This is a genomic window from Parasedimentitalea psychrophila (assembly GCF_030285785.1).
GTDB classification, from domain to species: domain Bacteria; phylum Pseudomonadota; class Alphaproteobacteria; order Rhodobacterales; family Rhodobacteraceae; genus Parasedimentitalea; species Parasedimentitalea psychrophila.
Genome location: NZ_CP127247.1, coordinates 2959435 through 2974079 on the forward strand (window position 1 = coordinate 2959435; position 14645 = coordinate 2974079).

19 protein-coding genes and 1 tRNA gene are annotated in these 14645 nt (G+C 61.0%); 9 read left to right on the forward strand and 11 right to left on the reverse strand.

Annotation, left to right across the window (positions count from 1 at the left end):
* Positions 1–127: 127 nt before the first annotated feature.
* Both QPJ95_RS14440 and QPJ95_RS14445 read left to right on the forward strand, forming a co-directional pair.
* Complete coding sequence (locus QPJ95_RS14440) at positions 128–721, forward strand: riboflavin synthase (RefSeq protein WP_270919802.1); 594 nt, start codon at positions 128–130, stop codon at positions 719–721.
* Positions 718–936 (forward strand): DUF6500 family protein, encoded by a 219-nt coding sequence (locus tag QPJ95_RS14445; protein ID WP_270919803.1) that lies wholly within the window; start codon positions 718–720, stop codon positions 934–936. Before QPJ95_RS14440 ends, QPJ95_RS14445 begins: the two co-directional genes overlap by 4 nt.
* A 201-nt stretch (positions 937–1137) precedes the next feature.
* Here QPJ95_RS14445 and QPJ95_RS14450 read toward each other — a convergent pair whose 3' ends face one another.
* Complete coding sequence (locus QPJ95_RS14450) at positions 1138–2622, reverse strand: BCCT family transporter (protein WP_270919804.1); 1485 nt, start codon at positions 2620–2622, stop codon at positions 1138–1140.
* 556 nt (positions 2623–3178) lie between these two features.
* On the opposite strand from QPJ95_RS14450, the gene ribB reads away from it, so the two are divergent.
* The 4 genes from ribB (at position 3179) to QPJ95_RS14470 (ending at position 5896) form a co-directional block, all read left to right on the forward strand.
* A complete protein-coding gene (ribB, locus tag QPJ95_RS14455; RefSeq protein ID WP_270919805.1) occupies positions 3179–4300 on the forward strand; it encodes a 3,4-dihydroxy-2-butanone-4-phosphate synthase in 1122 nt (373 codons plus the stop codon).
* A gap of 1 nt (position 4301) precedes the next feature.
* On the forward strand, positions 4302–4853 hold the full coding sequence (locus QPJ95_RS14460) for a 6,7-dimethyl-8-ribityllumazine synthase (RefSeq protein WP_270919806.1): 552 nt from the start codon (positions 4302–4304) through the stop codon (positions 4851–4853).
* Positions 4850–5344: a transcription antitermination factor NusB gene (gene nusB / locus QPJ95_RS14465; protein WP_270919807.1), complete on the forward strand. Its 495-nt coding sequence runs from the start codon at positions 4850–4852 to the stop codon at positions 5342–5344. The genes QPJ95_RS14460 and nusB overlap by 4 nt, the downstream gene beginning before the upstream one ends.
* Positions 5345–5578: 234 nt before the next feature.
* Positions 5579–5896 (forward strand): hypothetical protein, encoded by a 318-nt coding sequence (locus QPJ95_RS14470; protein WP_270919808.1) that lies wholly within the window; start codon positions 5579–5581, stop codon positions 5894–5896.
* A gap of 394 nt (positions 5897–6290) precedes the next feature.
* On the opposite strand, the gene QPJ95_RS14475 is transcribed toward QPJ95_RS14470, so the two are convergent.
* Entirely contained in the window at positions 6291–6713 is a 423-nt protein-coding gene (locus QPJ95_RS14475) for an SRPBCC family protein (RefSeq protein ID WP_270919809.1), read from the reverse strand.
* Complete coding sequence (locus QPJ95_RS14480) at positions 6710–7030, reverse strand: ArsR/SmtB family transcription factor (protein WP_270919810.1); 321 nt, start codon at positions 7028–7030, stop codon at positions 6710–6712. Before QPJ95_RS14480 ends, QPJ95_RS14475 begins: the two co-directional genes overlap by 4 nt.
* A gap of 279 nt (positions 7031–7309) precedes the next feature.
* On the opposite strand from QPJ95_RS14480, the gene rpiB reads away from it, so the two are divergent.
* The gene (rpiB, locus tag QPJ95_RS14485; RefSeq protein ID WP_270919811.1) at positions 7310–7759 is read left to right on the forward strand and encodes a ribose 5-phosphate isomerase B; all 450 of its coding nucleotides are present in this window, start codon (positions 7310–7312) and stop codon (positions 7757–7759) included.
* 375 nt (positions 7760–8134) lie between these two features.
* Here the strand turns inward: rpiB and QPJ95_RS14490 are convergent, their stop codons facing one another.
* On the reverse strand, positions 8135–8323 hold the full coding sequence (locus tag QPJ95_RS14490; protein WP_270919812.1) for a DUF6324 family protein: 189 nt from the start codon (positions 8321–8323) through the stop codon (positions 8135–8137).
* Between the two features lie 88 nt (positions 8324–8411).
* Here QPJ95_RS14490 and QPJ95_RS14495 point away from each other — a divergent pair, with 88 nt between their 5' ends.
* A complete protein-coding gene (locus QPJ95_RS14495) occupies positions 8412–8894 on the forward strand; it encodes a GNAT family N-acetyltransferase (protein ID WP_270919813.1) in 483 nt (160 codons plus the stop codon).
* A 43-nt stretch (positions 8895–8937) separates the two neighbouring features.
* Positions 8938–9014, forward strand: a tRNA-His gene (locus QPJ95_RS14500).
* 147 nt (positions 9015–9161) lie between these two features.
* Here QPJ95_RS14500 and QPJ95_RS14505 read toward each other — a convergent pair.
* From QPJ95_RS14505 to QPJ95_RS14535, 7 genes are read right to left on the reverse strand one after another with little or no spacing between them, the layout of a single operon-like run.
* Positions 9162–9929: an ABC transporter permease gene (locus tag QPJ95_RS14505; RefSeq protein ID WP_270919814.1), complete on the reverse strand. Its 768-nt coding sequence runs from the start codon at positions 9927–9929 to the stop codon at positions 9162–9164.
* Complete coding sequence (locus QPJ95_RS14510) at positions 9926–10654, reverse strand: ABC transporter ATP-binding protein (protein WP_270919815.1); 729 nt, start codon at positions 10652–10654, stop codon at positions 9926–9928. The genes QPJ95_RS14505 and QPJ95_RS14510 overlap by 4 nt, the downstream gene beginning before the upstream one ends.
* Positions 10651–11337 carry a thiaminase II gene (gene tenA / locus QPJ95_RS14515; RefSeq protein WP_270919816.1) on the reverse strand — a complete coding sequence of 229 codons (687 nt, stop codon included), beginning with the start codon at positions 11335–11337 and terminating at the stop codon, positions 10651–10653. The genes QPJ95_RS14510 and tenA overlap by 4 nt, the downstream gene beginning before the upstream one ends.
* A complete protein-coding gene (locus QPJ95_RS14520) occupies positions 11334–12284 on the reverse strand; it encodes an ABC transporter substrate-binding protein (RefSeq protein WP_270919817.1) in 951 nt (316 codons plus the stop codon). Before QPJ95_RS14520 ends, tenA begins: the two co-directional genes overlap by 4 nt.
* Positions 12281–13279, reverse strand: a complete 999-nt coding sequence (locus QPJ95_RS14525) for a HesA/MoeB/ThiF family protein (RefSeq protein WP_270919818.1) — start codon at positions 13277–13279, stop codon at positions 12281–12283. The genes QPJ95_RS14520 and QPJ95_RS14525 overlap by 4 nt, the downstream gene beginning before the upstream one ends.
* Positions 13276–13872, reverse strand: coding sequence for a thiamine phosphate synthase (locus tag QPJ95_RS14530; protein ID WP_270919819.1), 597 nt, complete (start codon positions 13870–13872; stop codon positions 13276–13278). Before QPJ95_RS14530 ends, QPJ95_RS14525 begins: the two co-directional genes overlap by 4 nt.
* Entirely contained in the window at positions 13869–14642 is a 774-nt protein-coding gene (locus QPJ95_RS14535; RefSeq protein ID WP_270919820.1) for a thiazole synthase, read from the reverse strand. The genes QPJ95_RS14530 and QPJ95_RS14535 overlap by 4 nt, the downstream gene beginning before the upstream one ends.
* Positions 14643–14645: the final 3 nt, after the last annotated feature.

Genomic DNA, 14645 nt, shown 5'->3' on the forward strand with positions numbered 1-14645 from the left:
TGCAGTACTGGGGCGAAACTAAGTCCACCGGGTGGCGAATGGCAAGGTGCAGGCGTTCTGGGCTTGTGCATATTGGGCGCACTGGCTACCAGTTTTGCAACAGTTTCAGGCCAGCAAGGGGCGCGTTATGTTCACAGGTATCATCACCGACGTCGGCACCGTGACCGAGCTGCAGCAGGACGGCGACCTGCGCGCCCGGATCCAGACCTCCTATGACACCGCAGGCATCGACATCGGCGCCTCGATCGCCAGCGACGGAGTCTGCCTGACGGTGATCGCGCTGGGGGAGGATTGGTACGACGTGCAAATCTCGGCGGAAACCGTGTCGAAAACCAATATCGGTGGCAATGGCTGGCACAATGGCAAACGGGTCAATCTGGAACGCGCCCTAAAGGTCGGCGACGAACTGGGCGGCCATATTGTGTCGGGCCATGTGGACGGGGTCGCCGAAGTGGTGGAGATGGTCGAGACCGGCGACAGCACCCGCGTCACCCTGCGCGCGCCCATCGCACTGGCCAGGTTCATCGCGCAAAAGGGCTCGGTGGCACTGAACGGCACCTCGCTGACGGTGAACGATGTGCGCGGCTGCGATTTTGATATCAACTTCATCCCCCACACCAAAGAGGTGACCACCTGGGGCGACGTCACACTGGGCGCCCAGATCAACCTCGAGATCGACACGCTGGCCCGCTACGTGGCGCGGCTGGGCGATTTTCAGTGAGGGAAAGCCTGAGGGCCAAGGCCATTGCCGTTTGCGACAAGAAAATCAGCCAAAAGGGCGACGGCGTTGGCCTGTCGTTCTATGCCTTCTTTGCCAACAAAAACGACGACCCCGAACTGCTGATGGAGGCCGCGACATGGTGGATCCAAACCCATGCGCTGGACCATTTTGAGAAGGCGGTGAAGGTTCGGGCGATGATTGCGGGCGGGCAGTAGGCGGCTGTATTTGGTATTTGTCGGCGTTGCCTGCAACTTCTCGATATCGATGGAGGTGAGGTCATGGCGCTGTGCAGAAACCGTGCAGGAGACCTCAACGGTGCCGTATCGCAGGTCAGGTTTTGCGCAAAGCAAGCCAGACCAGAAAGCCGAGGTAGGCAAATAAGGTCACGTTTAGGACTGTGTCGACTATTGGCACGATCATTTCGCGGCCTCCTTGTGTAGCGATCGCAACAAGCAAACGACAAGAATGGGGACTATGAACACAAAGGCGATCGCAGAAAGGGCGATCACTGATCGGATCAATCCGATGTCACCAACAAAAATCATCGCCAGCCCCAAGGCCGCCAGAACTGCGCCCCAAACGGTGCGAATGCGCGGCGATGGGTTTTCGTCTCCGCCGGTGCCAATCATAGCAAGGGTAAAGCCAGCGCTGACTACGCTGGTGACGACAAAGAGGAAGGCCGCCAGAATGGTCGCTCCCTGCGTCACTGCGTTGAATGGAAAGTGTTGCAACAGCGCGAACGTGGTGGCGTCAAGGCTTTCGGCATTAACCGCCAACAATGTCGCGTCGCCGCGCAAAGCATCAGAAAAACCAATTGTCCCAAACACCCCAAACCAGAACACCGAAAACAGGGTAGGGGCGACAATTACTCCGACAAGAAACTCACGGATTGTCCGGCCACGCGAAATTCGGGCAATGAAGATGCCCACAAATGGTGACCACGCCAACCACCAGATCATGTAGTTGAGCGTCCATCCCTGAAACCAATCAACGACCTGCCCATCAAAGAACTCGGCGGTTGAGAAACCCGCAGGCAGGACATTGAATACGTATCGGCCAAAGCCGGATACGATCGAATTCATAATGTACGAGGTCGGCCCGAACACCAGCAGAAAGACCATAAGACCAAGGGCAATGATCATCGCCAGATTGGACAATTTGGCCATACCATCACCAAGATCTCGGCGCAGCGGCACAAAGAATGCGGCACACATTGCGACAAATACAAATGCGGTCAGGCCATTTGAATTTTCCACGCCGATCAAGCCTGCCACACCGGTCTGGATTTGGAACACACCCATCGCCAAGGATCCTGCCAGCCCAACTGCGATTGCAACGATAGACATCAAATCAAAGAACCATCCCAGCGACCGGGTCCAACGATGTTTGCCGTATACGTCAATAAGCGGCGCACTCAGGAGCAGTGACCTGCTGCGTCGAAACGCGAAATAGCCAATGACCAGCCCGACAATTCCGTAAATGGCCCAAGCATGGAACCCCCAATTCAGATAGGTCACAAACAACGCCAGACTGGCGGCTTTTGGGTCGTTTGAAAATTGCCGAAGAACTGAAAAATGCGTGAGAGGTTCAGCGGCCCCATAAAACAGCAGGCCTACACCCATACCGGCCGCAAACAGCATCGCAATCCAAGCCGGTGTTGAAAACTCAGGTCTGGAACCGTCAGGTCCAAGCCGGATTGACCCAAATGGCGACAACGCCAAATAGATGGCAACCAGAAGAAGGCCACTGGCCTCCAGCATGATAAACCAGCCACGGCTGCTGAACTGTGCGTCAACGATCCGAGATGATAAAGCCCCCAACCCTTGCGGGTCAATGATCCCCCACACTGCAATGGCTGCGCTGATGGTAAGTGCAACAATCAATAGAGCATTGAGTTTCATATTGAATACATCCCGGGCTATTGTTGGTTTGATCTTCGCTGAGACCTCTGCCGAAATCGTTTGTGCATAACCACAGATCCAGAAATACACGTTTTGTGTTCAAACTCAACCAAACCTCGCCAATAGTCCGCCAATGCGTCCCCGTCAGGTGTTGCGCGTTCAGCGACCGCCTAAGTGAGGCAAGTTTAACCCCACTGCGCAACAATCCCCACCAATCGCGATTACCGCCGGGACTATCACCCCCGGCACAGGAAACAGGGCTCTGGGTTACGCCGGGGCGCATCTGAACCGGGTCACGCACGGGGGGTAAATCCCCTGTCCGATTCCGCAGTGGCGACGTCGCCATCCATAACGTCGGAACCCATAGCATCGGGTGCAGGATAAACAGGCAGGGCAGGGCTCCTGGCTGGGTATTTGTGCGCGCTGGGCTCAGGGTCAGCAGCGGCGCATTGTAGCGACGGCCTGCCGCTTGCAGCACTGGCCATCAGGCGCCATGTGGTCTATTTGGCTTGTAGCCGAGTGTCCAAGACTCCTGCGCATCGAAAGGCCGCCCCAAATGAGCTATGAAACCCCCGGACCGGTGGAAACCGACCTGCGTGACGCGATCAGCCCGATCGAAGAGATCATCGAAGAGGCCCGCCAGGGCCGCATGTTCATTCTGGTCGATCACGAGGATCGCGAGAATGAAGGGGATCTGATCATTCCGGCGGAATTTGCCGACGCCAAGGCGATCAACTTTATGGCCAGTCACGGCCGTGGCCTGATCTGCCTGACCCTGCCGTCCGAGCGGATTGACGCGCTGGGGCTGCCGATGATGGCGATGCATAATTCCTCGCGCCACGAGACCGCGTTTACCGTGTCGATCGAGGCCCGCGAAGGCGTCACCACCGGTATTTCCGCCGCCGATCGCGCCCTGACCGTGGCCACCGCCATCAACCCTGATCTGGGCGCCGCCGATATTGCCACTCCGGGTCACCTGTTCCCGCTGCGCGCCCGCAATGGCGGCGTGCTGGTGCGGGCCGGCCATACCGAGGCCGGCTGTGACATTGCCCGGCTGGCGGGCTGCTATCCCTCTTCGGTGATCTGCGAGATCATGAACGACGACGGCACTATGGCGCATCTGCCCGAGCTGCTGATCTATGCCAAGAAACACGGGCTCAAGATCGGCACCATTTCGGATCTGATCACCTATCGCTCGCGCAATGACAATCTGGTGGCGCAAACCTCGCAAGAGACCGTCAATTCGGAATTTGGTGGCGAATGGGACATGCGCCTGTTCACCGATCAGACCCACGGGATTGAACATGTGGTGCTGATCAAGGGCGATATCACCACGCCTGAGCCGGTGCTGTGCCGCACCCATGCGGTACACGAGGCCTCGGATATTCTGGGGCTGGGGCCAAAGCCCCCCAGCGAGCTGCCGCGCGCGATGCAGTTGATCGCAGCTGAGGGTCGCGGAGTGGTCTGCCTGTTCCGCCAGCCGCGCAATTCGCTCTATGCGGCCGAAGATGAAGGCCCGCGCACCATCAAGCAAACCGGCCTGGGGGCGCAGATCCTGTCCAAGCTGGGGGTGAATGAGCTGGTGCTGCTGACCGATTCTCCCGAAACACGTTATGTGGGGTTGGATGCCTATGGGCTGACCATAACCGGCACCCGCCCAATTTTGTCCGAGGTTTGATATGGCTGCGACTGAAACACATTACTCCTTGCCACGGGCTGAGTTTTCCAAACCGGTAAAGCTGCTGATCGTGGTGGCGCCGTACTACAAGGACATCGCCGACCATCAGATTGCCGGTGCGGTGGCCGAGATCGAAGCCGCAGGTGGCAGCTATGATCTGGTCGAGGTGCCGGGCGCACTGGAAGTGCCAACCGCCATTGCAATCGCTGAAAACACCTCAAATTTCGACGGTTACGTGGCGCTGGGCTGTGTCATCCGGGGTGAGACCACCCATTATGACACCGTGTGCAACGACAGCAGCCGGGCGCTGCAGCTGATGGGGCTGCAGGGGCTGTGCATTGGCAATGGTATCTTGACGGTCGAAAACTACGGCCAGGCTCAGGTGCGCGCTGATCCGGCTGAGATGAATAAGGGCGGCGGTGCTGCGGCGGCGGCCTTGCATCTTGTCGCTCTCGGGCGTAAGTGGAGCGCCCAAACCAAGGGCGTCGGCTTCAAGGCCCGCTCGGAGGCCATTATACTGGCCGAATCCAGCATCGGATCTAAAAACGCATGAGCACGACGGACAGCAAAGGTGGCGCCCCCGACAAGGGCCTTCAGAAACGCCAGAAGAAATCTGCAGCGCGGCTATACGCGGTGCAGGCGCTGTTCCAGATGGAGCACAGCGGACAGACCTTTGACGCGGTGATCGTCGAGTTTCTCGACCACCGGTTTGGCGCCATCTATGACGGCGATGAAATGGCCGAGGGCAATGCCTCGCTGTTTCGCAAGCTGTTAGAGGATGCGGTCAACCATCAGGCGGAGATCGATCAGATGACCGATCGGGCACTGGTGGCCAAATGGCCGATCTCGCGGATCGACCCAACCCTGCGCGGGCTGTTTCGCGCGGCCGGCGCTGAGCTGACCCATTCCGACACTCCGCCAAAGGTGGTGATCACCGAATATGTGGATGTGGCCCGGGCCTTCTTTCCGGATGGTAAAGAGCCAAAATTCGTCAATGCGGTGCTGGATCACATGGCCCATGAGGCCAAACCCGAAGGGTTCTGAACTCTCTCTCTCAGTCAGCGGTGCGTGCAAGCACGCACCCTACAGCCCCTAGGACCGTTGCCCAGGGCCGTTAAATGCCTTTGTAGGGTGTGTGCTTGCACGCACCAGTGGCTGCGCCTGCCGGTGTCAGGACAATAGCGACAGGTGCGACAAATTCCGCCGACCTGAGCGAAGCCGCTGGACCTGTGCGCGCAGAGTGCTACCCTGCGGCTGGTAACAGAGGAGACACCGTCGATGCCCAAATTGATACAGCTCTATATCCGCAACGTGATCATTGGTTTTGCGATTGCTGCGGCTTTTGTGGCGATGTTGCTGTGGTTCAACATCATGGGTCTGTGGCATCTGGTCAGCACCAGTGAAACGGGTCTGCTGGCAGTGTTTCTGTTGTGGTTCATGAACGGCATTGTGTTTGCCGGCGTGCAGTTTGGCTGGGCGGTGATGGCGCTCTCCGATACGGACAGTGGCCCGCGTGGGGGCACTCCGGTTGCACATGAGTTTCTGGCGATCCCGGTGCCGGTGGACCGGCCAGGCCAGCGACCGCACCGCCGTTAATCCTGCGATATCCAGAGATTTGAAACCGCGCTGTTCAATTCGAGAGCGCGGTTTTTTGTTGTTTGGGCACCATGTGGGATGGAACGGCAGATCAATATGGTGATCAAGCCCAAGCCCAAGCGCGCCCCGGTAGCCGGGTGGGCCGCCGGTGGGCGGTGAATAATAATCGGTACCTATAAAAGTGAAGGCGTGGCGGGACCACCAGAGTTCAACCGTCAGACATTTGATTCCCGAGGACCTGTATGTACAGGTGGGCGCCAGGTAATCGGACCAGGATCCGAACAGAGCCAGCTCCCTTGGAAATGCTTAAGGCCACTGGAATGCTTGTCCGGCACGAGAGGGGCAGAACCCGCCACACCCCTATTTAGGCGCTGATGGCGGGTAGGGCAAGGGGTCAGCCGGTAACTTCGTGCGCACAGCTGCGCATTCGGGCGATGTGATCGTCCCAGCCTTTGTCAAGCGCCAGCAATAGGTCAAAGGCCTCAACATGTTGCGGCAATCCGCTGTGCTCCAGCTGCAGCCGGGTACCGCCGGCCACCGGGGTCAATGTCCATTTCACCAGACTGACCGCATCGCCCATTGGTTTGATGGTAAAGGTATATTCCAGATATTTGGGCTTTTGCGCCAGCCGCACCTCACCCCAGATCAATTTGTCGCCGCTCTCCACGCCATACATCGCCAGCGGCGCGCCCTGTTGCAGCGGCTCTTTGGGGGCGTGAAACCACAGCGCCAGCTTGGCGGGTTCGGTCAGATAGGCCCAGACATCTGCCGGTTCGGCCTTCAGGTAAATCGATTTGTTCAATGTCAGTTCGGTCATCTGTTGTCCTTTTCAATAGTTGTTTTCAGGGCGCCAAGTCGGTCGTCCCAGAAGCTGTCGAAGACTTGCAGCCAGTCGAGCACCGGCGCCATGCCTGCGGGGTTGAGGGAATTGACCCGCTCGCGGCCCTTTGCCTGAACGCGGATCAGATTGCCCTCTTGCAGGATGGTCAGGTGCTTTTTGACGGCCGGGCGGGTGATGTCGAAGCGATCGGTGACCTCGGCGATGGTCATGTCCTGCCGGGCCAGCAGGCGCAGAATATCGCGGCGGGTTGGATCAGACAGGGCGCGAAAGGCGGATTGCGGTTGCGGAATCATGAGGCCTCCTTGTGACACCAAATGGTTTCATGACCTTATGGCACCATTTGGTGTCATGTCAAGCGGGCCACATCGCTTGCATTTTTTTGATCGCTGACTGCGCCCCGAACGCGCCCCAATTGCAGCCTGTCTGGTCCCGGTGTTGGCGATGACACTGGAGCTCGGCGATGACGAGGCCTATGCTAGCTATTGAGCATCGGAAAAACTGACGATTCGACGAAGACCAAGGCAACTCGGCCAAGCCGCCGATGTGCCTCGCAAAAACGGGACGACCTCTCCATGACAGCCAATATCCGCATCGCCCTCTCCAGCGATCACGCCGCCATTCAGCTGCGACAGGCCATTGCCACTCATATCGCAGACCTTGGCTGGGAGGCGGTCGATATCGGACCGACATCCCCCGAGAGCACCCATTATCCCAAGCACGGCAAAGCGGCGGCGCAGCTTGTCGCCTCTGGTGATTGCCGGTTTGGCATCATTCTTTGCGGCACTGGCCAGGGCATCATGATGGCGGCGAACAAGGAAAAGGGTATCCGTTGCGGCGTTTGCACCGACGCATTCTCCGCCCGTATGATCCGTCAGCACAATGATGCCAACATGCTGTCATTGGGCGTGCGGGTGGTGGGCGAAGGACTGGCGCTTGATATCGTGGATGCTTTTCTGAGCGCCCAATTCGAAGGCGGCCGCCATGCGACCCGGGTGCAGATGATTGAGACGACGGAGGGCTAGCGCCGGCCGTTTCCTCTTCCCCGGCGAAAGAAATAGCTGCCGTTAAATACCGCCCCGGCCCCTCCGATAGGCGGTGGCTGACGCGTTTGAGGCGGTGAGGGGTTGAAGTATGGAGTGGGTTGGCGGCGGGCTCCCGCAGCCACCCAGCCCATCAACTGCGTTGATCGCCACGGTGGCCTTGGGCGTGGCGCCGCACAGCGGCGCTGGGCCCAACGAGAGGGGGGCCTCCGGCAGGAGGTTCCCGGCAGGCGGGAGACTCTGTTGGCAGGCGACTCTGTTGGCTGAGCTGATGGTGGGCGTGCAGGCAAAGGGCAGCCCTTCACCTGAGTTTTTTGGAACCTGTCCGCTGACCAGAATTTGGTCGAACAGTCTGGCTCAGCCCTTGACCATGCGGGCGGCCTGGGCGGCGGCGCGGATCTCTTCGGCGATCTCTTCGGCCTCTTCCGGCTCGAAATCCATCGGAACTTCTACCCCGCCGGCCTCGATGAACAGGCGTACCATGCCGGCATCGGTGGGACCGATTTGCATATTTGCCTCGATGTCACGTTCGCTATTGATACCCATTTTGCACTCCTGAGGACACTGGTGGCTGATTTCTGGTGCTACCGCGCGCACCATTGAAAGACAACCGTGGTTTGGGGTTTGATAGCACATGGCTGATGTGACTGTGCGCCGATTCGTTGCGGGTGACCTCCACTGGTTGGCAGCACGCCACCAGGATCTCTATGCGCGAGATGAGGGGGTGGATGCCACCTATGGGGCGATGATAACCGCGCTGCTGCATGATTTTTGCAGCGCCCATGATCCCCTGCGCGAAAAAGGCTGGATCGCCGCGCAGCGGGCGCGGCGACTTGGCAGCATATTTTGCATCCGCGAGAGCGACGAGATTGCCCGCCTGCGACTGTTCCTGCTGACGCCGCAGGCGCGGGGGCAGGGGCTGGGCAAGCGATTGATACGCGATTGCATGGGATTCGCCCGTCAGGCGGGATATCGTCAGATGGCGCTGCACAGCTATCAAAGCCACCGCACAAGTGGGTCATTATACCGCGCTTTTGGCTGGCAATTGGTCGATTCCCGGCCGGTGTTTTCATTCGGCGCGAATTTGATCGAACAAACCTGGCATGTTATGCTTTAAGCCCCTTGCAATTGTCCCGGGGGTTAGCTAAATCGCCCTTAGTGCCGCCATAGCTCAGTTGGTTAGAGCGCCTGATTGTGGATCAGGAGGTCCCCCGTTCGAGACGGGGTGGTGGTACCATTCTCCCCAATAAATCACCGATCCCTGCGCGACCCTGTGACCACGGGTACAATTTACACGCCGGGTGAGGGGCCAGGACTGTTGGCATCAGCTCAGGCCAGAGTTCAGGCCACGGTTCAGGCCAGAGCCTGGGCCTGCGCTTGTAGATCACCGGTGTTGCGGCGCCTGATGCGTGCCCTGACCGCTGGCATATGAGGTCAGCTGATCCGCCAGAATCGCAACCAGTTTGTGCAGCGCCACAGTCAGCAGCGCCAGCGCGATCAGGCTGGCAAACATCAGGTCGATCTTGACCCGGCCATTGGCCAGCAGCATCAGATATCCCAGCCCCCTGGAGGCGCCGACCCATTCGCCGATAACCGCGCCGATAGGGGCATAGACTGCCGCCAGTCGCAGCCCGGTGGCCAGCGAGGGCAGCGCATGGGGGATGCGGATACGGCGCATGACCTGCCAGCGGCTGGCGCCCATGGTGCGGGCCAGATCCAGCAGCCCGCTGTCCACCCGCGTCAGCCCGTCGTGAAACGCCGAGGTGACCGGGAAATAGATGATCAGCACCGCCATAACGATTTTTGAGGCCATGCCATAGCCGAACCACAGCGTCAGGATTGGCGCCAGCGCAAACACCGGCACCGCCTGGGTGACCACAAGAATCGGCAGCAACAATCGCTGCGCCCATTGCGAACTGGCCAGATGAATGGCGGTCAAAGCCCCCAGAGCGGTGCCCAGCAACAGCCCCAGGATCACCTCGGTGGCGGTGACGAGACTATGCTCCAGTATCAGGGCCCGGCTGGCAAAGCCCGCCTTTGCGACGCGCAGCGGTGATGGCAGGATGAAATGCGGCGCCCCGGTCAGCCAGACCAGCATCTGCCAGCCCAGCAGCCCCAGCAGCAAGGCGGCCAATCCGTAAAGAGCTCTCATCTGGCTTGCCCTCTCAGATGCGCCAGCAGCGCAGCCTGACAGGCCAGAGTAGCAGGATCCTGCAGCGCGCGGATCGGCGGGGTCGGCGGCGGTGTCCAGCGGGTTGCGGCTTTGGGTGACAGCAGCAGGATCTGATGGCCCAGACGGCTGGCCTCGGCCGGATCATGGGTGACCAGCAACACGGTCTTGCCCTGCAGCACCTCGGCGGCCAGTTCCTGCATATCGGCACGGGTGCCGGCATCCAGCGCCGAGAAGGGTTCGTCCAGCAGCACCACCGGGCGGTCCTCTATCAGGGCGCGCGCCAGCGCCGCCCGCTGCCGCATGCCACCAGACAGCGCCGCCGGAGTCTGGCTCTGATAGGCCTCCAGCCCGACCCGGGTCAGCAATTGCCGGGCGCGGGGCAGATCCGGGGTCTCGCCGCGCAAACGGGCGCCAAGAACGGTGTTTTCCAGCACCGTCAGCCAGGGCAGCAGCAGATCCGACTGCGCCATGTAACTGATGCGATCGCGCAGCGGCAGGCCATCCTCCGCCTGCACCGAGCCCTCAAACTGGCCGCTGGTGGACAGGCCAAGGATCAGCCGCAGGATGGTGGATTTCCCCACCCCCGAGGGCCCCAGCAGGCAGCTCCACTGGCCCGCAGGCAGCTGCATTGAAAGCGGGCCGAACAAGTCGACATCGCCCAATGAATAGCGGCCCTGCAGGGTGATCGCCGGTGGAACTGTCATGCGCCGCGCAACCCCATGTCCCAGAACCGCACTTCCAGCTCGGTTGCGGTGGTGAACCGATCCTGCAGGGCGGCCCAGCGGGCGGAGCCTGTCGGTTCATCGCCCAACCGCCGGGCGACAGCGCCCTCCAGCATGGCGCCAATGGTGGCACAGACCGTCTGATAGTCAGGGGCAGCGTAGGTGTTGATCCAACCGCCATAGGGCGCATCGGCGCCGCTGTTCTGCGCCAGCCGCAGTCCGATTTCACCATAGCCAAAGACGCAGGGGGCCAGGGCCGCCATCAGATCCAGAAAATCCCCCTGCAAGCCGGCGTCCAGCACATAGCGGGTATAGGCGATGTTCTCGAGCTCCTCGCGGGCGTCAAACAGTTGCTGCTCGGAAATGCCCTCGGCAGCGCAGACCTGCACATGATGTGCCATCTCGTGGTTGACCAGCGCCTCTACCGTGGCGGCGCAGATTTTCATCTCCTCAAGAGTTTCCGACTTGACCACCGCCAGCGACCAGGCCCGCGCGAAATGCACCAGGAACAGATAATCCTGCACCAGATAATGCAGAAACGCGGCGCGCGGCAGGGTGCCGTCACCCAGCCCCTGAACAAAGGCGTGGCGACTATAGGCTTGCCACTGTGCCGGGCAACCCTCGCGCATATGCGCGAAGGTCTGACCATAATTCGGGCCGCTCATTTTGAGGCCATATCCACAGTCACATCAACGGTGATCACCGCTACGTCGTTGACCGTGGGCACCAGACCGGCCTTGTGCAAAAACGCCTCGAACTTGGCATAGCGGCCGGCGTCCATGGCGGTGGGGCGCAGCGCGAAACGGGGCAGGGTGTCGGCCCATGCGCGCTTGTTCAGCTCGTCCTGCAGCTCGGTTGAGGTGGCTGCGAAGATCTCCCAGCTGTCATCCGGGTGGTTGACCATATACTGGGTGGCCTTTTCGGTGGCGGCCAGAAAACGGGCGATCATGTCGCGGTCCATGCTGTCTTTGTTGGCCACATAGATCAGCTCGTCATAGGCCGGTAATCCGTGTTCTTCGACGTAGAAACAGCGGCCTTCGATGCCTTCTATCTCCATCTGGTTCAGCTCAAAATTGCGAAAGGCGCCGATCACCGCGTCAACCTGACCCGACATCAGCGACGGCGACAGCGACCAGTTCACATTGACCAGTTCCACATCGTCCAGTGTCAGGCCATAGGTTGTCAGGATCGTCCCCAGCACCGCCTCTTCGACACCGCCAACCGAGAACCCGACCTTTTTGCCCTGCAGATCCGCGGGTGAGGAGATGGGCCCGTCTTTCAGCGCCAGCAGGCAGTTCAGCGGCGTCGCCACCAGGGTGCCAACCCGTTGCAGCGGCAGGCCCTGGTGGATCTGCAGGTGCAGCTGCGGCTGGTATGAGATCGCCAGATCAGCCTGACCGGCGGCGACCATCTTGGGCGGGTCCGAGGGATCCGCCGGGGCGATGATCTCGACCTGCAGATCCTGTTCAGCGAAATATCCCTTTTCCTGCGCCACAATGATCGGCCCGTGGTCGGGGTTGACGAACCAGTCCAGCAGCAGGGTCATCTTGTCCTGCGCCATCAGCGGTGACGCGGCCAATGCCAGCGCGGTGGTCAGAGAGAGGAGTTTCATGAGAGGGGGCCTTTCGGATGGGGGGCAGGGTCGCCCAGTGCAATGAGGGTGATGTCGCCGGTCCAGTAGCTTTGCATCGCCCGCGCCGCCTGCCAGGCACGCAGGCCCGACCGGCAGACCAGCACCGCCCGCTGGCCAGTGGCCGGGCTGGGACGGCTGAACTTCAGCTCATCGACTGTCAGGCGAAGGGCCAAAGCGGTGATCGGGGTGGCGGCCTCCTCGGGGCTGCGCAGATCGACCACAAAATCGCTTGCGGTGAGGGCCTCGGGGGCGATGAAACTCAGTGCCGCCTCGGGTTCCGCTGCGCCGTCAAAGCGAAAATCAGCGATGCGCAGGCTGTGCAGGTCAAAGCGAACCAGTTGCCCCAGTGGCGAGGGCGACAGGCCCAGCAATGTGTTCAGCGCCATCTGCGCCTGCATCGCGCCTATGGTGCCCACCACAGGCCCCATCACCCCGGCGCTGTCGCAGGATGCCGCCCGGTCGGGCAGCTCGGGAAACAGCGCCCGCAGCGACGGGGCCTGGCCGCAAAAGCCGCCCACATAGCCCTGAAACCCCAGCACTGAGGCCGAGATCAGCGGCTTGTCCAGCGCCAAGCAGGCATCGGACAGGATATAGCTGACAGCAAAACTGTCGGCACAATCCAGCACGATGTCAGCGGCTTGCACCAGATCCATGGCATTGGCCGGGGTCAGGGGATTTGCAATCGGAGTGACCCGACAGTCCGGGTTCAGCCCGCGCAGGGCCTGCGCTGCCACCTGTGCCTTGCTTTGCCCAATATCATCCTGGCGGAACAGCACCTGTCGGTGCAGATTGCTCAGCGACACCACATCGGGGTCCACAAGGGTGATCTGGCCCAGTCCGGCCGCGGCCAGATAGGGCAGCACCGGACTGCCCAGCCCACCGGCGCCAATCACCAGCGCATGGGCGGCGCCAAGGGTGTTCTGTCCGCTCACGCCGACTTCGGGCAGCAGTATCTGGCGTCCGTAGCGGCTCATCTGGTCACCTCGATCCAGGTTTTGACCCGTGCGTCGGGATCTGCGTTCAGGGTGATGTCGGTGACCGCTGCCACCACATCGGCGCCAGCCGCAAAAGCCCCCGGCGCGCGGTCGACACCCATACCGCCAATGGCGATCAGAGGGGTGTCGCCGATCAGCGATTTCCACTCGGTCAGCTTTGCCAGCCCCTGCGGTTGCCATTTCATTTTCTTCAGGATGGTGGGGTAGACCGGGCCAAGGGCGATGTAATCCGGAGCCAGCGCCATAGCCCGGTCCAGCTCGGCGCGGTCATGGGTGCTGAGCCCCAGCCGCATCCCGGCCTTGCGGATGGCGGCGATGTCGGCACAGTCCAGATCCTCCTGTCCCAAGTGAATAAAGTCGCAGCCCTCGTCGAGGGCGATTTGCCAGTGATCATTGATCACCAGGGTGCAGCCCGCCGCCCGGCACAGATCCCGCGCGGCGATGATCTCGGCCCGCAGCTCCTCTGGGGCGGCATCCTTGATGCGCAGCTGCACCAGCTTGATCCCCAGCGGCAACAGCCGTCGCAGCCACTTGGTATCGTCGAAAATCGGGTAGAAACGATCCAGCCTCATGACAGAAACGCCTTGCCGATAACCGGGGTCGAGGGCGCCGCCATGTCGCGGGGCTCCATCGGGTCGGCCCGCGCGGCAAGCTGGCCGGCATGGATCGCAGCAGCAAAACCCTCGGCCATTTGCGCCGGGTCGCCGGCCCTGGCCACCGCAGTGTTCAACAGCACCGCATCAAAGCCCAGCTCCATCGCCTGCGCTGCCTGCGACGGCAGGCCCAGCCCGGCATCAATCACCAGTGGGGTATCGGGGAAATGAGCCCGCAGGGCGCGCAGGCCAAACAGGTTGTTCAACCCCATGCCAGAGCCAATCGGCGCCCCCCAGGGCATCAGCACCTGACAGCCAGCATTCAGCAGCCTGTCGGCGACCACCAGATCCTCGGTGGTGTAGGGGAACACCTGAAACCCGTCCTCAACCAGAATGCGCGCCGCCTCGACCAGACCAAAGACATCCGGCTGCAGGGTGTCTGCCTCGCCGATGACCTCAAGCTTGATCCATTTGGTGCCAAACACCTCGCGCGCCATATGGGCGGTGGTGACGGCCTCTTTGACGCTGTGGCAGCCGGCGGTATTGGGCAGCACCCGCACTCCAAGATCCCGGATCAGGGCCCAGAAATCCTGCCCCGCACGACCCGCACCGCTTTCCCGGCGCAGAGACACGGTGGCGACGCTGGCGCCACTGCGTTGAAAGGCCTCGGCCAGAATGGCGGGCGAGGGGAACTGAGCAGTGCCCAGCATCAGGCCATTGGCCAGCTTTGTTCCGTAGAAATCTCGCATCTC